Below are 21438 nucleotides of genomic sequence, written 5' to 3' on the forward strand. Positions count from 1 at the left end.
GCGGGGGCCTTGCACGGAATGTCCGAGGAGAACGAGCATGTCCGCCACCACGCCGCCTCCGCTGGCGCCGCAATGCCGGGTTGTCCGGGCCGGAGAGGGTTTCATCGGGAAGCAGGGGCTGACCTACACCGTCGGAATCTCGGCGGGATCGGTTGGTGCCCGGGGCATCCACCTGCAGATCGTCCGGATCCCACCGGGCGGGCGGGCCAGGGCGCACAAGCACGAGGCCCATGAAACCGCGATCTACGCCCTGGAAGGGGTCTCGCATGTGTGGCACGGCGAACGGCTGGAACATCATGCGGTGGTACGCGCGGGTGATTTCTTTTATATCCCGGCGAATGTTCCGCATCTGCCGTACAACCCCAGCCTGACCGAGGAATGCGTGGCGGTGATCGCGCGCACCGACCCCAACGAGCAGGAAAGCGTCGTGTTGTTGCCGGAGCTGGAGGCGAACGTGGACGCGATGCGGCCGGTGCCGGCCTAAGCCCGTGGCCTGCGGGGGCGCAGTTCAGTGAGGAAGCCGGCCAGGGCCAGGGCGGGCAGGGCGAGTCCGGCCCAGATCGTCAGTGGCCAGCCGCCCCGGGCGTAGGTCCAGCCGCCGAGGGCCGAGCCGAAGGCGCCGCCGGCGAAGAAGGTGGCCATGTAGAGGCCATTGAGCCGGCCGCGGACGGCGGCACCGAGGCTGTAGATGGCGCGTTGGCCGAGCACGAGGTTCGCGGTTACGGCGAAGTCGAGCAGGATCGCCGCCAGCACCAGGATGGCCAGGGCGATGGGTGAGCCGGAGTCGGCGGTCAGGCAGAGCAGCAGGGCGGCGGCGGTGCCCAGCATGGCGGCGCCGGTGGCGGGGCGGCTCCAGCCGCGGTCAGCGGCGCGGCCGGCGATCGGGGCGGAGATGGCGCCGGCCACGCCGGCCAGGGCGAACAGGGCGATGCCGTTCTGCGAGAGCTGGAACGGGCCGGCCAGCAGCAGCGGCACCGTGGTCCAGAACAGGCTGAAGGTGCCGAACAGGCAGGCGTGGTAGAAGGCGCGGCGTTGCAGGATGGGGGTATGGCGGGCCAGCCGTCCCATCGACAGCAGCAGGGTGGCGTAGCTCGGGCCGCTGCCGGGGTGGCGGCGAGGCAGGGCGAATCGCAGCACCGTGGCCAGTCCGGCCATCACCATGGCCGAGATGATGAAGACGGCGTGCCAGGACAAAGCGTGGGTGACGAAGCTGGCGGCGGGGCGGGCGAGCATGATGCCCAGCATCAGCCCGCTCATGACGTTGCCGACGACGCGGCCGCGGGTGGCTTCCGGGGCGAGGTGGGCGGCGTAGGGCACCAGCACCTGGACGGCCACCGAGCCGAGGCCGATCAGCAGGGCTGTGGCAAGGAAGAGTGTCGGCCTGGTGGAGAGTCCGGCGCCCAGCAGGGCGAGAATGGCGAGCCCGAGGATGCAGACCACCAGGGTGCGGTTTTCGATCCGGTCGGCGAGGGGCACGATCAGCAGCAATCCGGTGCCGTAGCCGATCTGGGTCATGGTCACGATCAGTCCGGCGGCCTGGGGCGAGAGCCCGAGGGAGAGGCTGATGGGTCCGATCAGGGGCTGGGCGTAGTAGATATTGGCGACGATGAGCCCGCAGGCGGAGGCGAGCAGCAGGGTCAGCCAGGTCGGGAGGGGCGTATTCAAGGATATCTCTGGGATCCAAGGGCTTTGCCCTTGGTGGAGGTGCAGGAGGCGAAGCCTCCTGCCGGGGCCGGGGCAGCGCCCCGGGAGTCTTCTCAGGCCGCCTGATTGATGGCCGGTGTCGCCGCGTCCCGGATCGCCTTGATAGCGTTGGCGTAGGGCGGTCGCCCAAACACGGCCGACCCCGCGACCAGCGCATCCGCCCCCGCGCCGACGACCAGTGGCGCGGTTTCCGGCGTGACGCCTCCGTCCACTTCGATATGGATGTCGCGATCGCCGATCATCTGGCGGATGCGCCGGATCTTATCGACGCAGGACGGGATGAATTTCTGTCCCCCGAAGCCGGGGTTGACCGACATCACCAGCACGAGGTCGACGGCGTCGAGCACGTAGGCCAGGGTGGATTCCGGCGTTGCCGGATTGAGTGCCACGCCCGCCTTCACCCCAAGGGCGCGGATCGCCTGCAGGGTGCGGTCGAGATGGGTGGTGGCTTCGACGTGGACGGTGATGCGGTCCGATCCGGCCTTGGCGAAGGCTTCGAGGTAGGCGTCCACCGGGGAGATCATCAGGTGGGCGTCGAAGCATTTGCCGGTGCTCTTGCGGATGGCCCGCACGATTTCCGGACCAAAGGTGATGTTGGGCACGTAGTGCCCGTCCATCACGTCGAGGTGGATCCAGTCGGCGCCCGCCTCGTCCACGGCGCGCACTTCCTCGCCAAGGCGGGCGAAGTCGGCGGAGAGGATGGAGGGGGCGATCAGGACGCCGCTCATTGTTACGTCTCCGTGGGGCGTTGCCCCGTGGCAGGGGCGGCGAGGACGCGGCTCGCCAGGATCTCGCCCGCCTCGATCGTCATCAGGTCCTCGACCGAGAGCGCCCGGTCGCGGCGGTCGAACAGCCGCACCGCCTGACGCAGCCGGGCGCGGTCGAGGGCGTTGCGGATCGAGCGGGCGTTGGCGAAGTGGGGCTGTTGCATGCGGGCGTCGATATAACGCGTGAAGGCTGCTTCCGCCTCCGGGCTCAGACGGTAACCCTGGGATGCGAGCATCTTCTGGCCGATCTGCATCAGCTCGGCGGGCGCGTAGTCGGGGAAGTCGATGTGGTGGGCGATGCGCGAGCGGAAGCCGGGGTTGGAGGAGAAGAAGCGGTCCATGCGGTCGGCGTAGCCGGCGAGGATCACCACCAGGTCGTCGCGGCGGTTTTCCATGATCTGCAGCAGGATCTCGATGGCTTCCTGGCCGTAGTCGCGCTCGTTCTCCGGCCGGTACAGGTAGTAGGCTTCGTCGATGAACAGCACGCCGCCCATCGCCTTCTTCAGGATCTCCTTGGTCTTGGGGGCGGTGTGGCCGATGTACTGGCCCACCAGGTCGTCGCGGGTCACCGCCACCAGGTGGCCCGACCGCACATAGCCCAGCCGGTGCAGGATGTCGGCCATGCGCAGCGCGACCGTCGTCTTGCCCGTGCCCGGGTTGCCGGTGAAGGACATGTGCAGGGTCGGCGGCTGCGCCGAGAGTCCCAGCTCCCGGCGCAGCTTGTCCACCAGCAGCAGCGCCGCGATCTCGCGGATACGGGCCTTGACCGGTGCCAGCCCGACCAGCTCGGCGTCGAGCTGGGCCAGCACCTCGCCCACGCCTGATTCGGCGAAGGCGCGGCCGAGGTCCACGGTTTGCGGCGCGTCGCCCATCAGTAGCGCTCGCCCGCCGGCTTCGCCGCGGCGGCGTAGGGACGGACGGTGTAGTTGACGCTGCGGCCGTTCACCTCGTTGCGGTCAAGGAAGAAGCCGGGTTCCTCGGCCGGGCGGTTGACGATGAAGGACAGGCGGATCGATTCCCAGCCGTGGGTGGCGTCGAAGGCCGAGACGCGGATGTAGGAATTGCCGAAGACCTTCCGGCATTCCGCGATCTCGTGCAGCACCCCGGCGGGGTCCTTGAGGTCGAACATCGGCAGGCCCCACATCTCCCAGTAGGTGTTCCGGGGATGCGCGTCGTCGGTGTATTCGATGTTCACCGCCCAGCCGTTGCGCTGGGCGTAGGCGATCTGGGCGCGGATCTGCTCGTCGGTCAGGTCGGGCAGGTAGCTGAAGGTACCTTGGGTCAGACGCATGGCGCGGGGCTCCGGGTCAGGCGGGGGTCGCGGTGGGGACGAAGTCCGGCGTGTCGGTGGAGGCGTAGTTGAAGGTCACGTCCTTCCAGACCTCCAGCGCCTGGGCGAGCGGCTGGCAGTGGCGCGCGGCGCGCTCCAGGATCTGCGGGCCTTCGTTCAGGATGTCGCGGCCTTCGTTGCGGGCCAGGATCATCGCTTCCAGGGCGACGCGGTTGGCGGTGGCGCCGGCGGCGATGCCCATCGGGTGGCCGATCGTGCCGCCGCCGAACTGCAGCACGCAATCCTCGCCGAGCAGGTCGAGCAACTGGTGCATCTGCCCGGCATGGATGCCGCCCGAGGCGACCGGCATGGTCTTGGCGAGCGAGGCCCAGGGCTGGTCGAAGAACACGCCATGTTCCAGGCGCTGCGGCACGAAGTCCTCGCGCAGGATGTCGTAGTAGCCCTTGGTGGTGGCCGGGTCGCCTTCCAGCTTGCCCACCACGGTGCCGGCATGGATGTGGTCGACGCCGGCGAGGCGCATCCACTTGGCGATGACGCGGAAGCTGACGCCGTGCGACTTCTGCCGGGTGTAGGTGGAATGCCCGGCGCGGTGCAGGTGCAGGATCATGTCGTTGCGCCGGCACCACTTCGCCATCGACTGGATGGCCGAATAGCCGATCACCAGGTCGATCATGACGATGACGCTGCCGAGATCCTTGGCGAATTCGGCGCGCTCGTACATGTCCTCCATGGTGGCGGCGGAGATGTTGAGGTAGGTGCCCTTGACCTCGCCGCTCGCGGCCTCGGCGCGCTTGACCGCCTCCATGCAGTACAGGAAGCGGTCGCGCCAGTGCATGAAGGGCTGGCTGTTGATGTTCTCGTCGTCCTTGGTGAAATCAAGTCCGCCCTTCAGCGCCTCGTAGACCACGCGGCCGTAGTTGCGCCCCGACAGGCCGAGCTTCGGCTTGATGGTGGCGCCGAGCAGCGGGCGGCCGAACTTGTCCAGCCGCTCGCGCTCCACGACGATGCCGGTGGCCGGGCCCTGGAAGGTCTTCACGTAGGCGGTCGGGATCCGCATGTCCTCCAGGCGCAACGCCTTCAGCGGCTTGAAGCCGAAGACGTTGCCGATGATGGAGGCAGAGACGTTGACGATCGAGCCAGCTTCGAACAGGTCGAGGTCGTAGGCGATGTAGGCGAACCACTGGCTGGGGTTGCCCGGCACCGGATCGACCCGGTAGCAACGCGCGCGATACTTCTCGCAGGCGGTCAGGCGGTCGGTCCACACCACCGTCCAGGTGGCGGTGGAGCTTTCACCGGCCACGGCGGCCGCGGCTTCCTCCGGATCGACCCCGTCCTGCGGGGTGATGCGGAAGCAGGCAAGGATGTCGGTTTCCTTCGGCTCGTAGTCGAGGTCGAAGTAGCCCATGTCCTTGTACTGCATCACCCCCGCCTTGTAGCGGTCGGCGGCGCTGCGCTTCTCGGTCGTTGCTGCCATGTGACGTGTCCTTCTGGCGGGTTGATCAGGCGGTGCGGGGGCCTGCGGTGGTGGCGGCAAGGGCGCCGCTGCGATAGCGGCGGGCCATCTCGGCGAGCGGGATCGGCCTGATCTTCGGGGCCTGTCCGGCGGTGCCGAATTCCTCGAAGCGGCGGGCGCACAGCTTCTCCAGCTCCGCCATGGCGGGCTTGAGGAAGTTGCGCGGGTCGAACTCGCCGCGCTTCTCGGTGGCGATGCGGCGCAGTTGCGCGGTCATGGCGATGCGGCAATCGGTGTCGATGTTGATCTTGCGCACGCCGATCTTGATGCCGCGCTGGATCTCCTCGACCGGCACGCCCCAGGTCTGCGGCATCTCGCCGCCCCACTTGTTGAACTCGGCCTGCAGGTCCTCCGGCACCGAGGAGGAGCCGTGCATGACCAGGTGGGTGTTGGGCAGGCGCTCGTGGATGGCGCGCACCACGTCCATCGCCAGCACTTCACCGGTCGGCTTGCTCTTGAACTTGTAGGCGCCGTGCGAGGTGCCGATGGCCACCGCCAGCGCATCGACCTGGGTCGCGGCGACGAAATCGGCCGCCTGGGCGGGATCGGTCAGCAGCTGCTCGCGGGAGAGCTTGCCGGTGGCGCCGTGCCCGTCCTCCTGCTCGCCGTGGCCGCTTTCCAGCGAGCCGAGGCAGCCCAGCTCGCCTTCCACCGAGACGCCGACGGCATGCGCCAGCTCGGTGACCTTGCGGGTGACCTCGACGTTGTACTGGTAGCTGGCGGGGGTCTTGCCGTCGGCTTCCAGCGAACCGTCCATCATGACGCTGGTGAAGCCCATCTGGATCGCCGAGAAACAGGTCGCCGGCTGCTCGCCGTGGTCCTGGTGCAGGCAGACCGGGATGTCGGGATGGATCTCGGTGGCTGCTTCCATCATCCGACGCAGCATCAGGTCGTTGGCATAGGCGCGGGCGCCGCGGCTGGCCTGGATGATCACCGGCGAGTCGGTGCGCCTTGCCGCCGCCATGATCCCGAGCAGCTGTTCCATGTTGTTGATGTTGAAGGCCGGCACGCCGTAGCCATGCTCCGCTGCATGGTCCAGCAACTGCCGCATGCTGATCATTGCCATATCGGGTTCTCCCTTTTCTCAGGCGGCGTCCGGGCGGGCCAGCTTCGCGCGGGCCAGCTCCACCAGGCGGTCGGCGGTGATGCCGAATTCCTTGTAGAGCGCCGGGGCCGGAGCCGAGGCGCCGAAGCCGCGCATGCCGACGACGTCGTCCTCGCTCGCGACATAACGCGTCCAGCCGAGCGTCGATGCCGCCTCGATCGCCAGGCGCGGGGCGGTGCCGAGCACCCCGGCGCGCCAGGCGGCGTCCTGGCGTTCGAACAGTTCCCAGCACGGCAGGGAGACGACGGCGGTGGGGACGCCTTCGGCTTCCAGCCGGGTCCGGGCCTCGATGGCCAGCACCACTTCCGATCCGGTGGCCAGGATGGTGATCGCGCGCGGCCCGCTCGCCTCGGCCAGCACATAGCCGCCACGGGCGGTCAGGTTCTCGCTGACGTCGGTGCGCAGCGTCGGCAGGTTCTGCCGTGACAGCGCCAGCAGCGAGGGCGCGTGCGCCTCGGTCAGCGCCACTTCCCAGGCTTCCGCCGTCTCCACCGCGTCGGCCGGGCGGAACACCAGCAGGTTGGGGATGGCGCGCAGCGAGATCAGGTGCTCGATCGGCTGGTGGGTCGGCCCGTCTTCCCCGAGGCCGATGCTGTCATGCGTCATGACATAGACCACGCGCGCGCCCATCAGCGCCGAGAGGCGGATGCCGCCGCGGGCGTAGTCGGAGAACACCAGGAAGGTGCCGCCATAGGGGATCAGCCCGCCATGCAGGGCGATGCCGTTCATCCCCGCCGCCATCGCGTGCTCGCGCACGCCCCAGTGGATGTAGCTGCCGCCGTAGCTGCCCGGCCCCACCGGCTTCTGGCCGTGCACCACGGTCAGGTTGGAATGGGTCAGGTCGGCCGAGCCGCCCACCAGCTCCGGCACCACCCCGGCGAGTACCTTCAGCGTTTCCTCGCTGGACTTGCGGGTGGCGAGCGACGGCTTCGTTTCCACCAGCTTGCGGCGGAACGCGGCGAGCGCCTCGGTGGCGGCTTCGGTCAGGGTGCCGCGCTGCGCCTGCTCGAAGGCCGCGCGCCGCTGCGGCGCCGCCGTCTCCAGGCGCTGTTCCCAGGCCAGCCGCTCGGCCTGTCCGCGCGCGCCCGTCGCCGCCCAGGCCTGCTGGATCGCGGGGGGAATGACGAAAGGCGGGAACGGCCAGTTCAGCCGGTCGCGGGCGCCGAGGATCTCGGCCTCACCCAGCGGGGCGCCGTGGCTGCTCTCCTTGCCGGCCTTGGTCGGCGCGCCGTAGCCGATGGTGGTGCGGCAGGCGATCAGCGAGGGCCGCGTATCCGCCTTGGCCGCGGTGATCGCCGCGGCGACGGCGGCGGGGTCGTGCCCGTCCACCGACTGCACGTGCCAGCCATAGGCGGCGAAGCGCTTCGGCGTGTCCTCGGAGATGGTCAGGCTGGTCGGGCCGTCGATGGAGATGCCGTTGTCGTCCCACAGCACGACCAGCCGCCCCAGCCCGAGATGCCCCGCGAGCGAGGCCGCCTCGTGCGAGATGCCTTCCATCAGGCAGCCATCGCCGGCGATCACGTAGGTCCAGTGGTCGACCAGGTCGCTGCCGTGGCGCTCCGCCAGCATGCGCTCGGCCAGCGCCATGCCGACTGCGGTGGAGATGCCCTGGCCGAGCGGGCCGGTGGTGGTTTCGATGCCGGGCGCGTGGCCGTATTCGGGATGGCCGGCGGTCTTCGCGCCGAGCTGGCGGAAGCGCTTCAGCTCCTCGATATCGATACCGGGGAAGCCGGTCAGGTGCAGCAGCGCATAGAGCAGCATGGAGCCGTGTCCGGCCGAGAGCACGAAGCGGTCACGGTCCGGCCAGTCCGGCTGCTGCGGGTCGAAGCGCAGGAACTGCGTCCACAACACCGTCGCCACGTCGGCCATGCCCATGGGCATGCCGGGATGGCCGGACTTGGCGCGCTCCACCGCATCCATCGCCAGGGCGCGCACGGCATTCGCCATGTCGCGGGTGGTCACGTCGGTCATGTCGGGGGGTCTCCGTGCTGCTTACGCCGCGCGCCGCCGGCGCTCGATCAGCTTGAGGATCATCGGCGTGAGAATGAGCTGCATCGCCAGGTCGAGCTTGTTGCCCGGGATGACGATGGAATTGGCGCGCGACATGAAGCTGTCACGGATCATCGATACGAGATAGGAGAAATCGATGCCGCGCGGGTTGGCGAAGCGGATCACCACCATCGACTCGTCGGGGGTGGGAATCCAGCGCGCCATGAAGGGGTTGGAGGTGTCCACCGTCGGCACCCGCTGGAAGTTCACGTCGCTGATGCCGAACTGCGGGCAGATGTAGTTCACGTAGTCGGGCATGCGGCGGAGGATGGTGTCGACCACCGCCTCCACCGAATAGCCGCGCGTGGCACGGTCGCGGTGGATCTTCTGGATCCACTCCAGGTTGATGACCGGCACCACGCCGATCTTGAGGTCGGCGTGTTTGGCGACGTTGACCGTGTCGGTCACCACCGCGCCGTGCAGCCCTTCGTAGAACAGCACGTCGGTGTCGGAGGGAAGCTGCTTCCAGTCGGTGAAGGTGCCGGGCGGGGAGCCGTACAGCTCGGCCTCGCGCTGGTCGTGCACGTAGTGGCGGGTGCGGCCGGTGCCGGTGCGGCCATAGGTCTCGAAGGTTTCCTCCAGCTCGGCCAGCAGGTTCGTCTCCGGGCCGAAATGGCTGAGATGGTTGTTGCCGGCCGCGCCCGCCTCGGCGATGACGCGGCGCATGCCCTCGCGGTCGTAGCGGTGATAGGCGTCGCCCTCGATGAAGGCGGCGGTGATGCCCTCGCGGCGGAAGATCTGCTCGAAGGTGTGCTTGACCGTGGTGGTACCGGCCCCGGAGGAGCCGGTGATCGAGATGATGGGATGGCGGATGGACATTCTGTGCCTCAGACCCGGAAAAGACCGCGCTTGCCGAACAGTGGGGAACGTTCCCCGAGCGGCAGTTTCATCGTCTCGTAGTCGGCGATCCGCGCCACCTTGTCGCGGGCGCCGAAGATCAGCGGCGTGCGTTCCTGCAGGCGGCGCGGGGCGGTCTGCAGGAGCGGCTCGACGCCGTCGCTGGCGGCACCGCCGGCCTGCTCCACCAGCAGCGCCAGCGGCTGGGCGTGGAACGCCAGGCGCAGCCGCCCGCTGGTGTGGTCGGGGCGGGAATCGGCGGGATAGAGATAGATGCCGCCGCGCTGCAGGATGCGGATCACCTCGGCGGCGACGCAGCCCATCCAGCGCATCTTGAAGTCCGCCCCGCGCGGGCCGTCCTCGCCGGCGATGCAGTCGTCGACGTAGGTGCGCACCCCCTCGGTCCAGTAGCGGTAATTGGCGGCGTTGACCGCGTAGGTGCGGCGGCCCTCCGGGATGCGCATGTCGCGCCGGCGCAGGCGGAAGGTGCCGCTCGCGCGGTCGAGCACGAACAGATGCGTGCCCTCGCGGACCGTCAGCGCCAGGGTGGTGTGCGGGCCATACAGCACCACCCCGGCCGCGAGCTGCCGCTCGCCCCGCTGCAGGAAAGCCAGCGTGCCATCGCTGCCGGACACCGAGGGGGTGGGCAGGATCGAGAAGATGGTGCCGACCGGCGCCGCGGTGCCGGCGTTCAGCGCGCCGTCGAGCGGTTCCAGCGCAACCGCGAGCGGCGCGCCCGGCTGCAGTGCGACCGGGGTATCGACCCCTTCCAGCGCGGCCCAGGCGACCGGCGTCCCGGACAGGGCGGCGAGCATGATCTTTCCGGCACGGCCGGCGGCCTGGCTGGCGATCTCCTCGCCTTCGCCGTCCTGCTCCGGTCCATCGGCAAGCATGGCGGCGACCCTCACGGCGCCCTCGGTCAGCGCCGCCAGCGTGGTGGCGACCTGCCGGCGTGCGGCCAGGCCTTCCGCCCAGCCGCTCAGGCACTCGGCCAGTGTGGTCATTGTGGCTTTCCGCTCCCCTGGTCAGGGCACACGGAATCGTGGCCCCTGGGACCATGCCGCCCTCGGCGGGGCAACCTCTGCGGAACGGTCGGCGCCATCTTGCCGGATTTGAGCGGAAAGAGAATTCGTTTATTCTTGCATTCAATGAAAGAAAATCTTCATCCCGCGCTCCGGGGGGTCACGCTCAAGCAGTTGCGCGCCTTCGCCGCGGTGATCCGCACCGGCACGGTGGCGGGGGCGGCGGACGTGCTGGCGGTGACCTCCCCCGCCGTCAGCCAGCAGCTCCGGCAGCTGGAGGAGGGGCTCGGCGTGCCGCTGGCCGAGCGCACCGCCGGCGGCATGCGTGCCACCGCGGCCGGGCAGGAAGTGCTGGGCGCGCTGGGGCGGATCGAGGCGGCGCTGGCCGATTGCATGGGGGCGATTGACGCATTGCGCGGCATGCAGGGCGGGCGCGTGGTGGTGGGGGCGATCAGCACCGCCAAGTATTTCGTGCCCCGGGCGCTGGCGGCCTTCATGCGCAGCCAGCCTGGGGTGGATATCCGCCTGCTGGTCGGCAACCGCAGCGACATCATCGGGGCGCTGCGCGACCTGGAGATCGACATCGCCGTGATGGGCCGCACGCCAGAGGACTTCCCGGTGGTGCGCGCGGTGATCGGCCCGCACCCGCACGTGCTGATCGCGCCCCCCGACCACCCCTTGGCCGGCGCCGGCCGCATTTCCCTCTCGGCGCTGGCGGGGGAGACCATCCTGCTGCGCGAGGCCGGTTCCGGCACCCGCGAATTGCTGCGCACCCTGCTGGCCGGGGCCGGGCTCGATCCCGGCATGGGCATGGAAATGGGCAGCAATGAAACCATCAAGCAGGCGGTGATGGCGGGCATGGGGGTCGCACTGCTCTCGGCGCACACGGTCGCGGCGGAACTGGCTGATGGCCGGCTGGTGGCACTGGACCTGCCCGGCCTGCCGGTGCTGCGGCAATGGTACGTGGTGCGCAGCCGCGAGAAGCGCCTGCTGCCGCCGGCGCAGGCGCTGTGGGACCACCTGGCCGCGCACGGCGCCGCCTTCCTGCCGGAGGTGCGGCTCGGCCCCGCCGGATCATTGACGCCGCCGGACGCGGCCGCTAGCAGGGAAGCACCGCGGCTCGCGCCGGCCGCGAGGGGAGTTGCCATGCCATGACGAACCGTGCCCGGATCTTCCAGCAGCCCAAGAACGCCATGCAGTCGGGCACGGCAGGAACCCAGGATTGGGTCCTGGAGTTCGAACCGGCCGAGCCCCGCAAGGCGGACCCGCTGATGGGCTGGATCGGCAGCGCTGATACCCAGACCCAGGTGAAGCTGCGCTTCGAGACGCGCGAGGACGCGGTGGCCTATGCCGAAAAGAACGGCATCGACTATGAAGTGGAACTGCCGAAAACCCGGCACGTCCGCCCCAAGGCCTACGCCGACAACTTCCGCTTTGGTCGGCGTGAGAACTGGACACACTGAAGTATAAAATCAGGCTAAGCGCCCTTAGCTCAGTTGGATAGAGCAACAGCCTTCTAAGCTGTGGGTCACTGGTTCGAATCCAGTAGGGCGCGCCAACTTTCCAATGACTTATTAGGCCGCGCCGGCCAGAGTGTTGAGTATCGTGGTCGGGGCATTCATCTCGCCCGTGCCGGGATGCTGACAACCTTCTCCCCGCCACGCTCCCATGCATCGATCGCACCGGCTGCCACCTCGCCGCGGCGGGGGATGTAGGTGTCGAGAATGCGGGATGTCTGGTCGATGGTGTGGCTGCTCACGACGGCGATCTGCGCTGTGGTGGCGTCGGCCTCTGCCATTCGCACCATCGCTGTGCGCCGAAGGTCGCGCCGTTGCAGCCCTTTCAGCAAGCGCTCGCGGATCTCGGGCTTTGGCAGTTTGGCAGCCAGCAGTTCCCGCGCCAGATGCCAGTCTGCTCGAGCGCGTGCGCGGTCCCACGTCAAGGCGCCTCCGCGTGCGCCGCGGCGCAACGGTGGTGGCCATCTGCCATTGGCGACTTCGGCGGCAAAAGTGCGGACAGAAACACCAACGTAGGCCGCCGCCTGTTCTTGGGTCAGATAGCGAGCCGGCGGCAGCGGCAGGCCAGAACGTCCCTCAGGCGGCATCCCGATCCTCCAGAAGGTCGCACAGGTTTCCCTGGTCGGGGGCATGGTTGGGACGGCGTCCCCATCGAGACAGTGTCTCCGCAGCGGGCCGCATCAGTTCTCGGTCCCGGCGGAGCATGGCGCCCCATCCCCCCCTCGCGGTGACGGGCTTCGCTGCTTCACGGGCGAGTTCCCGCACCAACTCGGCGAGCGGGTCGGGCCGCCGTCCGAGGCGGTGGATCTTGTGGTCACTGTGCCCGCATCGCGGGGTAGACATACATCATCGGCGGTTCCCGGCCGGCGGCGTCGGTGACGGTGCCGTTCCGGAGGCAACCGTGGTCGGGCGCGCTGAAATGGCGGCAGGTCAGGCACCGGCCGCTGTCACCGGCCGTGGCCTCGATCCCGTTCTGCGACGGGTTTGTCAGCATAAAGTCAAGCATTGTTGAAATTCTCATTGCATATATTCGTCTTTTTTATCTCTTCATGTGTTATAAATTTAAATATGGAAGGTGTGTAATGTTTACAGATATATTGAATCTTGCCGCAGAAAAAGGAGGTTTGACTGCAAGTAACTTGCAGAGACCTATGGGCGGGCGCGGTTCTGGATTGCTCGGCAGCCTTCGGACCGTGGCGGAAAGTGTTCGCGGCCAGATGGCGAACAGGCACCACAACCTGAGCCATCCAGCGACGACTGCGGATCGCCACCGTAAGTCGACGCCGTTCCGGCCGAGTTGAGGCAGTCTCGCGGCGGAGGGCGTCAGGCATCGCCGCTTCCCTCCGCCGGGGTCTGGGCGGGCGGCGCCGGCAGCGGCATCCGGCGGATATGTGTGGCATGTGCCGCATGGCTTGCCGACGCCCATGCGAATTTGGCGCGGTCCTCGGCGGTCATGCATATGTTCGGGCGCGGGGTGCCGAACCATCGCGACTGCTCGGCGTGCCACGCAGCGATCGCCTCCTGCATCGCCCTGGTGCCGGCCAGCCAAGCTGCCGTTTGCTGGTCAGTCATCCTCGCGCCTCCATGTCAGCCGGCAGCATCCATGCATCAAAGTCGTCATCTCCGCGTCGTTGAATGCGGCGCGCTTCGGCGTCGGTAATGGCCTCGTCCTCGGTGAGCCCAGCGCCGCAGAACACCCCCGCACAGTGCGCGATGAACAGATGACCACTGTGCGAGATGCTGTAGGCCGGGCGGGTTGTTTGCTGCTCGCCGGTCATGCTGCACCTCGCACCTTGGCGAGCCAGGGCCAAAGCTCTGCAGGATCGAAGCCGCACGCCCGCGCTGCTTTCTCCAGGTTGCCCATACAGAGCGGGAACGGGATGCCGAGAAAGTCGGAAACCTCGCCGCCGGTCTTGCTGTGCCCGCCCTGGAAGGACGGGGCCATCACCAGCACAAGCCGCATGGCTTCACGCGGGTCGGTCGTTTGCTGGTCAGGCATGGCTGAGCGCCTCCCTCCGCCTTGGCAGCATCGCGCGCTGCCGCCAGCGCGTCGGCCAGCACGCCCTTTTCCTTCGCTCGGATCAGCCAGTCACGGGCGCGGTCGAGATCGCTCTGCGTCGGGTCGTCGCCAAGCGTGAGCCCGAACTGCCCGGCAATGCGACGGCGTTTGAAGGCTGGCTCACGGAGGCCAGGGGAAGTTTGCTCGCGGCGTTTGCCCCGCAGACCGTGGCGCGGTCGCAGCTGCGATCACCGAACCATGGTCGAACGGTCAAACCGAAGGGCAGATCACCAAGGTGAAGCTCCTGAAACGACCGATCTTCTGCGTGCCCGGCTCATCTCTGCATGACAGCATAAGGCAAAGCCTGCACCGGGAATGCGGAAGAGCCCTTTTCCCACGCCGAACCACACATGAAGGCGCCACCCACCAGCCCCCACAGCGCCGGATGATCTCTGCACCTCGGCGTCATGTTCATGAAGCGCTCGAATGCGGCTGTTCGACGCCACTGTGCATTTCGGCTTCCAGATCGTCCGCCAAGGTCTGGCATTTCGTCATTTGGCCCCAGGCGGGTGCGAGTTTGAGCCGGAACGGAGGCAAGACGACAGCCACGCCGCGGTGCACGAAACGGGCCTCTGCCGGCGTCACCGCGACCGCTCCGGAACCGAGCGTATCGGCGCGATCCTGCCACAACACGCCAGTTCTGATGCAGATAGTGATGGCGTTCAGTTGGTCCGGCACGGCTCTGGTGGCGAAGTTAACCCGATACCAGCCCTGGTCGTCCGTCCCATCCCAGGGGACCGGCGGCAATTGCGGTTCGGTTCCGACAATTTCCAGGTGCCCAGCAATGTCTTTGTAGACTGGGTGCGTCCAGTGCCGAAAGGCGAATCCGGCCGCCAGCCTTGGCGTCGTTGGACGCCCCAGGGCCTTCGGCCACAGCAGTGTCCCCCAGACTGTGCCGCCCAGCATTCTTTGCCGGTTTTCCATATCGGGCAGAAGTTGCGCCAATCTCTCGGCCGTAACGGTGCCCGTGATCTGGGCGATCACCTGCTGCAGATCAAACGTTTCGGGCGAGCCAAACTGTTCATCGCCCAAGCGCATTGGCCTGTGCGTCGTTGCACCCATTCACGCTATCCCCCGTTCTGATGTCTTTTGTTCAGCGGCACCGCATTCGCGATGTGGCAGACGCTAACCCGAGCGGGAGGGATGCTCCCACCTTCCCCACAAAAATCTGAACGGGACCTCGCCTTTGTCGTTTCAGCCCTCTCATCTGTATCCGAGTCCGCAGGCAGTCGCCCGCGTGACGCGCGACCGCAACGCCCTGTCATGCGCGCGCCAGCGCCGGGCGTGATAGATCCGGTCCGAACGGGGAGGGACCGGACGTGACGGCCGAGAGACTGCGCGAGATCCTGTGCCAATTGGGTTGGTCCAAAGACCACCTGCAGCAACGCCTGCGAGTTGACCCGCGCGTCGTCCGCCGCTGGATCAGTGGAGGCGCCGATATTCCCGAGTCGATCGCGCTGTGGCTGGAGCGGGCCGCGGTGCTGGACGCGAGCAACCCGCCGCCGGTGCGGAACAGCGCCAGGTAGCGCGAGAGGCTGCCCATATTATAGGGCAGGGGAGAGGGGCCGGCGCAGGCCCGCATTCTGCGCGCCGCGCCGGCGTGCCTGGCCCCCGCGGTTTCATGGAGCGGTTCAGGCTGGGCGCATTCCTACGGCATTTGCCGCCGGGGCGCGGGGCAAGAATTTTCAGGAACAGTCAACCGAAGCGTTGGTCCGGATCGGCACGATGCCCCCCTCGGGCGGCGGTCCAGACAGCAGTCTCGACGCGGGTGCCAGCGGCGAGCGCGCGGGCCATGAGATCGCCTCGGACACGACGACGGCCTCAAAGGCCGGGCGCGCGAAGAAAAAGCCCTGCATGTAACGCACGCCCGCCTGCCGCAGTGCCTCGACCTCGCCAATCCGCTCGACGCCTTCGACGACGAGCTTGATCCCGAGTTCGCTGGTAAGCGTGACGAGGCTGGCGACGATGGCGAACCGCGTGCGGTCCTGGTCGCAATCCACGATGATCTGACGGTCGAGCTTGATGATGTCTGGCTTCAACTCAACGAGGCGGGCAAGGCCGGAATACCCGGTTCCGAAATCGTCGAGCGCGACCTTGAAGTGGTGGCGGTGGTATTCTTCGATAATGGCGCGCGTGTGCGCGGTATCTGTGATGCTCTCGTTTTCCGTAAACTCGAAAGTCAGGCGTTCGAGCAAGAAGCCGTTCGCGGCGGCGGCGGCGAGAGTGCGGCGGATGCAGGCGCGCGGCTCGTAGACGGCATTGGGCAGGAAGTTGATATTGAGCCGGCCATCAAGACCCAGCCGGGCGGCCATCTCGATTGCCTTGACGCGGCAGGCTTGGTCGAAGGCATAAAGGCTCCCGTCGTCGACCTGCGCCAGAATCGATTCCGCGCTCTCGCCGAAGGGGCCGCGCACCAGAGCCTCGTGCCCATCGATGCGCATCTCTGCAAGATCGACGATGGGCTGGAAAGCCATTGTGAAGGGGAACAACGGCCCCTCGTTGTGGCACCGCCCACAGCCCCATCGTTCGTCCGTCATGACCGCTCTTGTGGACAACCATAGATAGAGAATGGTGGCCTGCATAACACGCGCAAGGGGCTACCTCGAAGCCTTTTCGGTGGAGAGCGATCGTATTCGGTTGCGGCTGACGGCCGGGAGTAGCCGTGACGCAGCCTACCTAATGACACGTGATTTGGCTTATCGCGTCTAATATCCCGCACCACAATTGATGCAGATCTGCACCGGCGCGCGCTCCTCTGGGCGGCTTTGCCCCTTGAGAAAATGGGGCTGCATCTCGTCGAATATCTATCATCGCATGCCTGCGATACTCAACGCCATGCGGCTGAAACTTAACAATAAGCGCTGAAAATAAACGGAATTCTCAATTATTTTAAGCTGTGGGTCGCTGGTTCGAATCCAGTGGGGCACGCCAGATTTCAGTAAATTAGCGAATATTAAGGAAAGTATTTTAAGGCAAGGGCTCCGCCCTTGACCCGCCAAGGGCCATAAGGCCCTTGGATCCCATTCGCGCTGCGCGGCACAGCACCATCCACCATCATCGCCCCCCGTCTGACCGCCTTCCATGGCCGGACGTTGTCCGCCCACCAGCATCTGATTGATAACGTACGTCGTATGTATTATAACTAAATCACCATCGGCCAATCGTATTTTCAAGCCGGCCATCAGGGACGGGGAACGGCATGGCGATCAATCTCAGGACGGCAGTGGTCGAGAACCGCGAGCAGCGGCTCGGCACCATCATAGGGTGGGATGAAGGCAGCGCGTCGCTGCTGGCCGAGCAGTCGGAATTCTCGCGCGGCGGCTGCGGCAGCAAATGCGGTCCGGGCAGCAAAGGGGCCCGCATCTGCGAGTTGCAGAGCCCCTTCACCCAGGGCGGCAGTTGCAGCGAGCAGGTGGTGCAGGCACTCGGCAGCTCTATCCTCGATGCCGTGCTGGTCCAGCATTCCCCGATCGGGTGTGCTGCGAACATGGCCAGCAACAACGCCAATTTCCGCAACGCGCTCAACCGCCTCGGCCGGCCGGTGCGCAACAATACCGCGGTGTCGACCAACCTGACCGAACGCGACATGGTCTATGGCGGCGTCGACAAGTTGCAGGCTGCCATCCGCGAAGCCTATCGCCGGCACCAGCCCAAGGCCGTATTCATCGCCACCTCCTGCGCCACCGGCATCATCGGCGATGACGTCGAGACCGCCGCCCGCGAGGTCGAGGAGGAGATCGGCATCCCGGTGATCCCGGTGTTCTGCGAAGGCTTCAAGTCGAAGCACTGGAGCACCGGCTTCGATGCCATCCAGCACGGCATCCTGCGCAAGCTCGTCCGCCGCAACCCGGAACGCAAGCAGAAGGACCTTGTCAACGTCGTTATCCTTCCCGGCAGCGACGTCTACACGCCGATGCTGGCCGAACTCGGGCTGCGGGCCAATCTCGTGGTCAACCAGGCCACGGTGGAGCAACTGCAGCAGATGTCCGAAGCCGCCGCCTCGGTGACTTTCTGCTACACCCTCGCGAGCTACATCACCGCGGCGCTGGAACAGGAATTCGGCGTGCCCGAGGTCAAGGCACCGCAGCCCTACGGCTTTTCCGGCACCGATGCCTGGCTGCGCGCCCTCGGCAAGGTGACCGACCGCGAGGCCGCGGTCGAAGCCTACATCGCCCGCGAAAAGGCCCGGGTCACGCCGATCATCGAGGACCTGCGCCGCCAGCTTGCCGGCCTGCGCGGCTATGTCGCGATGGGGGCTTCCTTTGCGCATGGCGTCGTGGTGGTGCTGCGCGAACTCGGCATCGAGGTGCCCGGCACGCTGGTGTTCCACCACGACCCCACCTACGACAGCGGCTCGCCGGAGCGCGACACGCTCGGCCACCTGGTCGATGCCACCGGCGATGTCGACACCTTCACCGTCGGCGTCCGGCAGCATTATCAGTTCTACAACCTGCTGCAGCGGGTGAACCCGGATTTCGTCGTCATCCGCCATGGCGGGCTGTCGCCACTGGCCTCCCGGCTCGGCATGCCATCGCTGCAGCTCGGAGATTCCAGCTTCGCCCTCGGCTATCAGGGGATCGTCAATCTTGGATACGAGATCCTGACCGCCCTGCAGCACCGGAAATTCCATGAAGACCTGAAGGCCCACAGCTCGTTGCCCTATCGGGAATCCTGGCTGGCCGAGAAAGATCCGTTCGCGCTCGCCCGCGCCGCCACGGAGTAAGCCGCTGCCCCGCCGCCCGCCAGGGCCGGCGGGGCATTTTCGAAGTTGCGTTTGTCTGACAGGATATCACGGATCATGGTGGAATACCGACCGCTTGGGCGCACCGATCTCCGGGTGTCGGCGCTTTGCCTCGGCACGATGACCTGGGGCCAGCAGAACACGGAGCAGGAGGGGCATGCGCAACTCGACGTCGCCCGTGAGCGTGGCCTCAACTTTCTCGACACCGCCGAGAGCTATTCGATTCCGCCGCGTGCCGAGACCCAGGGCTCCACCGAGCGGATCATCGGCACCTGGCTGAAAAGCCGCGGCGGACGCGACAAGGTGGTGATCGCCACCAAGGTTTCCGGGCGCAGCACCAGCACCTACCTGCGGCCCGGCGGCGCCCATCCGGAGCTGAACCGCGCGAATATCCATCATGCGGTGGAAGGGTCGCTGCGGCGGCTGCAGACCGACTACATCGATCTCTATCAGTTGCACTGGCCCGACCGGGCCTTGCCGCTGTTTGCAGAAAGTTCCACGGTGTTTCGTGATCTGCCGCCGGGGCCGGAAAACCCGATCGAGGAAACCCTCGCCGCGCTGCAGGATCTGGTGGCCGCCGGCAAGGTGCGCCATGTCGGCCTGTCCAACGAAACCGCCTGGGGCACCACGCGGTTTCTCGCCGCCGCCGCGGCCGGGCATGGGCCGCGGGTGGTGAGCATCCAGAACGCCTATCACCTGCTCAATCGGACTTTCGAGATCGGGCTGGCCGAGATCGCCCTGCGCGAGCAGGTCGGGCTGCTGGCCTATTCGCCGCTTGCCCAGGGCTACCTGACCGGCAAGTACCGCAACGGCAGCCTGCCGCCCGGTGCCCGCGCCACCCTCTTCGGACGGACCCAGCGCTACCAGAAACCCGGAGTGAGCGAGGCGATCGAGCGCTACCTGCGGCTGGCCGACGACATCGGCGTGCCGCCGGCGCAGCTTGCGCTGGCCTTCGTGCTGACCCGAAAATTCGTGACCTCGGTGATCATCGGCGCCACCACGCCGGCACAATTGGCCGAGAACCTCGGCGTGCTGGACCGGACGATCATCACGCCGGAGGTGGAAGCGGTGATCGATGCGATCCATCAGGTCCACAGCAATCCGGCACCTTGATCCGGCGGCCTGCGCGGGGGGAGGGGGGAATCCGCCCCTCCCTGGACGGCCTTCCCCTCAACTGGTGAGCAGATCCAGGACGATCCGATTGGTGAACTGATCCGGATCCGTGCCCGACCTGAGGACGCCGGTTTCCTTCAGCCCCTGCGCGTACCAGAGGATTTGACGGCGCAACGCTTCACCGGTCGGGCAGCCGCGTTCCTCGTCGTAGGGATAGGCCGCGATCATTTCCCCCAGTTCTTCCGGCTTGACCTGACGGGGTGAAAAGAATTGTGCGGCCTCGACAGCCAGGAAGTTGTTGTGATCAACGGCGAGCGAGGCTTCGACCATGGCGCGGGTGAGTGCTGCTGCCGCCGGGCGGTTGTCACGGATCAACCGGCCGCTGATCCCCAGCGCACAGCACGTGCGTTTCCCCAGTTCGCCCGTGCCGTTGGCGGCCAGTTCGAACAATGTCCCGTTGCTGCGTTTGATCGCGAAATAGGCGTTGGGATAGCCGTCGGCAAAGGCATCGATCTCGCCTTTCTGGACGGCAATGGTGAAGACGTCAGGCGGATACTGCCGCCAGGTGTACGAGTCGGGCGGCAAGCCGTTGCGACCGAGATGGATGTCGTAAAGCATCTTCATCGGGCTGGTCAGGTCTTTCATGCCGATCCGCTTGCCGCGCAAATCCTGCAGCGTGGCGATGCCGGCCGCACGCGAGGCCACCAGGATCGAGCAGCCGCCATGTGTCCCCGCGGTCAGCTTCATGTCGAAGCCGCCTTCGAGCGGCTTGAGCATGCTCAGCACGAAATTGGATGTGGCGTCCGCCTTGCCGAGTGCGACGGCCTGGACGACCGTTGTGGTGTCGTATCCAACATCGAGGATGTCCACATCCAGCCCGTACTTGTCGAAGATGCCTTGCCGCTTCGCCAGTCCGATCACCACGAGGCACAGTGCGGACGGCGACCAGATGATGGTGATTTTGGTGCGGGTCTGGATCAACGCCGGCGCGGCCAGATCGGCGGCGCGAAGCAACCGCGGCAATGCGCCGACCATTCCTGCGGTGCCGACAACGGCCCCGAGCTTCAACAGATTGCGCCGACGCGGCCCCGATGCGGCAGGCGGCCGTTCAGGGGCAGGGCTACCGGCGACCACGCCGTTGGCGTTTGAATCCATCGCGATCCGGTCCTTGTGCATGCGCAAGCGCGGGCAAGACGATGGCAGGACAAGCGCCGCGGCAGGCTGACACGACGCAATGCCTCAGGGCGACGGGTGATAACTATTATACTTTATTTAATCGTAGTCAAGTTTATTCCACGTATAATTATCTTATAATGTAGTCGGGAAGTGATATTTGGGATTGGCTTTATCTCCTTCTGGTGGCATGGCGGGCGCGCAGCCTCGGCAGCAAGGCTGGGACCCAATGTCGTGGCCGGGTCGACCGCCATTCGGTTCTGCTTCGAGACGAACCCTGGCGGGCAGCATGAGGCGGGCAGCCTGAAGGGGGGGCGGGCAACCGTACCGTCCCCATCTTTCCGCTTACTGGTGTGTCGACGCGTGAATACGATTTTGTGGTGTGCAATCCAGGCTCTCTGCCCACATATTCGTGGTTCACTTTCCTCGGCCGGATGGGCGGAGACGCTCATCTTGTTCGAAGGTCCGTCCAAACATATCCACGCCGTCCAATCGCTGCTGCAATGGAACGGCCATAAACGGGGGAGACGGAAAATGAAACGGCAGG

The 21438-nt window shown here is 66.7% G+C and carries 23 protein-coding genes and 1 tRNA gene; 7 read left to right on the forward strand and 17 right to left on the reverse strand.

Annotation, left to right across the window (positions count from 1 at the left end):
- Positions 1-37: 37 nt before the first annotated feature.
- Positions 38-484: a cupin domain-containing protein gene (locus NBY65_RS15505; RefSeq protein ID WP_150039188.1), complete on the forward strand. Its 447-nt coding sequence runs from the start codon at positions 38-40 to the stop codon at positions 482-484.
- Here the strand turns inward: NBY65_RS15505 and NBY65_RS15510 are convergent.
- The 9 genes from NBY65_RS15510 to NBY65_RS15550 all read right to left on the reverse strand — a co-directional run bounded on the left by NBY65_RS15510 (position 481) and on the right by NBY65_RS15550 (position 10270).
- Positions 481-1665, reverse strand: coding sequence for an MFS transporter (locus NBY65_RS15510; RefSeq protein WP_239002665.1), 1185 nt, complete (start codon positions 1663-1665; stop codon positions 481-483). The genes NBY65_RS15505 and NBY65_RS15510 overlap by 4 nt on opposite strands.
- Positions 1666-1757: 92 nt before the next feature.
- On the reverse strand, positions 1758-2432 hold the full coding sequence (rpe, locus tag NBY65_RS15515) for a ribulose-phosphate 3-epimerase (RefSeq protein ID WP_150039190.1): 675 nt from the start codon (positions 2430-2432) through the stop codon (positions 1758-1760).
- A gap of 2 nt (positions 2433-2434) precedes the next feature.
- A complete protein-coding gene (gene cbbX / locus NBY65_RS15520; RefSeq protein ID WP_150039191.1) occupies positions 2435-3343 on the reverse strand; it encodes a CbbX protein in 909 nt (302 codons plus the stop codon).
- Positions 3343-3762 carry a ribulose bisphosphate carboxylase small subunit gene (locus NBY65_RS15525; protein ID WP_150039192.1) on the reverse strand — a complete coding sequence of 140 codons (420 nt, stop codon included), beginning with the start codon at positions 3760-3762 and terminating at the stop codon, positions 3343-3345. Before NBY65_RS15525 ends, cbbX begins: the two co-directional genes overlap by 1 nt.
- A 16-nt stretch (positions 3763-3778) precedes the next feature.
- Positions 3779-5236: a form I ribulose bisphosphate carboxylase large subunit gene (locus NBY65_RS15530; protein ID WP_150039193.1), complete on the reverse strand. Its 1458-nt coding sequence runs from the start codon at positions 5234-5236 to the stop codon at positions 3779-3781.
- A gap of 25 nt (positions 5237-5261) precedes the next feature.
- Positions 5262-6341, reverse strand: a complete 1080-nt coding sequence (gene fba / locus NBY65_RS15535; protein WP_150039194.1) for a class II fructose-bisphosphate aldolase — start codon at positions 6339-6341, stop codon at positions 5262-5264.
- 18 nt (positions 6342-6359) lie between these two features.
- Positions 6360-8351: a transketolase gene (gene tkt / locus NBY65_RS15540; RefSeq protein WP_150039195.1), complete on the reverse strand. Its 1992-nt coding sequence runs from the start codon at positions 8349-8351 to the stop codon at positions 6360-6362.
- A 21-nt stretch (positions 8352-8372) separates the two neighbouring features.
- The gene (locus NBY65_RS15545; RefSeq protein ID WP_150039196.1) at positions 8373-9248 is read right to left on the reverse strand and encodes a phosphoribulokinase; all 876 of its coding nucleotides are present in this window, start codon (positions 9246-9248) and stop codon (positions 8373-8375) included.
- An 8-nt stretch (positions 9249-9256) separates the two neighbouring features.
- A complete protein-coding gene (locus NBY65_RS15550; RefSeq protein ID WP_150039197.1) occupies positions 9257-10270 on the reverse strand; it encodes a fructose-1,6-bisphosphatase in 1014 nt (337 codons plus the stop codon).
- A gap of 144 nt (positions 10271-10414) precedes the next feature.
- Between NBY65_RS15550 and NBY65_RS15555 the strand changes: the two genes are divergently transcribed.
- From NBY65_RS15555 to NBY65_RS15565, 3 genes are all read left to right on the forward strand, one after another.
- Entirely contained in the window at positions 10415-11443 is a 1029-nt protein-coding gene (locus tag NBY65_RS15555) for a LysR family transcriptional regulator (protein WP_150039198.1), read from the forward strand.
- Positions 11440-11751 carry an ETC complex I subunit gene (locus tag NBY65_RS15560; RefSeq protein WP_150039199.1) on the forward strand — a complete coding sequence of 104 codons (312 nt, stop codon included), beginning with the start codon at positions 11440-11442 and terminating at the stop codon, positions 11749-11751. Before NBY65_RS15555 ends, NBY65_RS15560 begins: the two co-directional genes overlap by 4 nt.
- A gap of 18 nt (positions 11752-11769) precedes the next feature.
- Positions 11770-11846: transfer RNA gene (locus NBY65_RS15565), tRNA-Arg, on the forward strand.
- A gap of 60 nt (positions 11847-11906) precedes the next feature.
- Here the strand turns inward: NBY65_RS15565 and NBY65_RS15570 are convergent.
- The 6 genes from NBY65_RS15570 to NBY65_RS15595 form a co-directional block, all read right to left on the reverse strand.
- The gene (locus tag NBY65_RS15570; protein WP_150039200.1) at positions 11907-12392 is read right to left on the reverse strand and encodes a helix-turn-helix transcriptional regulator; all 486 of its coding nucleotides are present in this window, start codon (positions 12390-12392) and stop codon (positions 11907-11909) included.
- Positions 12393-12619: 227 nt separating this feature from the next.
- On the reverse strand, positions 12620-12811 hold the full coding sequence (locus NBY65_RS15575) for a hypothetical protein (RefSeq protein ID WP_150039201.1): 192 nt from the start codon (positions 12809-12811) through the stop codon (positions 12620-12622).
- Between the two features lie 317 nt (positions 12812-13128).
- Positions 13129-13377 (reverse strand): hypothetical protein, encoded by a 249-nt coding sequence (locus NBY65_RS15580; protein ID WP_150039202.1) that lies wholly within the window; start codon positions 13375-13377, stop codon positions 13129-13131.
- Positions 13374-13583 carry a hypothetical protein gene (locus NBY65_RS15585; RefSeq protein WP_150039203.1) on the reverse strand — a complete coding sequence of 70 codons (210 nt, stop codon included), beginning with the start codon at positions 13581-13583 and terminating at the stop codon, positions 13374-13376. Before NBY65_RS15585 ends, NBY65_RS15580 begins: the two co-directional genes overlap by 4 nt.
- Positions 13580-13804 carry a hypothetical protein gene (locus NBY65_RS15590; protein ID WP_150039204.1) on the reverse strand — a complete coding sequence of 75 codons (225 nt, stop codon included), beginning with the start codon at positions 13802-13804 and terminating at the stop codon, positions 13580-13582. The genes NBY65_RS15585 and NBY65_RS15590 overlap by 4 nt, the downstream gene beginning before the upstream one ends.
- A 471-nt stretch (positions 13805-14275) precedes the next feature.
- Entirely contained in the window at positions 14276-14926 is a 651-nt protein-coding gene (locus NBY65_RS15595) for a hypothetical protein (RefSeq protein ID WP_150039205.1), read from the reverse strand.
- Between the two features lie 257 nt (positions 14927-15183).
- Between NBY65_RS15595 and NBY65_RS15600 the strand changes: the two genes are divergently transcribed.
- Positions 15184-15390 carry a helix-turn-helix domain-containing protein gene (locus tag NBY65_RS15600; RefSeq protein ID WP_150039206.1) on the forward strand — a complete coding sequence of 69 codons (207 nt, stop codon included), beginning with the start codon at positions 15184-15186 and terminating at the stop codon, positions 15388-15390.
- Between the two features lie 159 nt (positions 15391-15549).
- On the opposite strand, the gene NBY65_RS15605 is transcribed toward NBY65_RS15600, so the two are convergent.
- Positions 15550-16401 carry an EAL domain-containing protein gene (locus tag NBY65_RS15605; RefSeq protein WP_150039207.1) on the reverse strand — a complete coding sequence of 284 codons (852 nt, stop codon included), beginning with the start codon at positions 16399-16401 and terminating at the stop codon, positions 15550-15552.
- A 662-nt stretch (positions 16402-17063) separates the two neighbouring features.
- On the opposite strand from NBY65_RS15605, the gene NBY65_RS15610 reads away from it, so the two are divergent.
- Together NBY65_RS15610 and NBY65_RS15615 are read left to right on the forward strand one after the other, a co-directional pair.
- Complete coding sequence (locus NBY65_RS15610; RefSeq protein WP_150039208.1) at positions 17064-18587, forward strand: nitrogenase component 1; 1524 nt, start codon at positions 17064-17066, stop codon at positions 18585-18587.
- A gap of 78 nt (positions 18588-18665) precedes the next feature.
- Positions 18666-19718, forward strand: a complete 1053-nt coding sequence (locus NBY65_RS15615) for an aldo/keto reductase (protein WP_150039316.1) — start codon at positions 18666-18668, stop codon at positions 19716-19718.
- Between the two features lie 57 nt (positions 19719-19775).
- Here the strand turns inward: NBY65_RS15615 and NBY65_RS15620 are convergent, their stop codons facing one another.
- A complete protein-coding gene (locus NBY65_RS15620; protein WP_162530393.1) occupies positions 19776-20873 on the reverse strand; it encodes an ABC transporter substrate-binding protein in 1098 nt (365 codons plus the stop codon).
- Between the last annotated feature and the right edge of the window lie 565 nt (positions 20874-21438).

Origin of the sequence: Rhodovastum atsumiense, from assembly GCF_937425535.1 — a bacterium.
In the GTDB taxonomy this organism is placed as follows: domain Bacteria; phylum Pseudomonadota; class Alphaproteobacteria; order Acetobacterales; family Acetobacteraceae; genus Rhodovastum; species Rhodovastum atsumiense.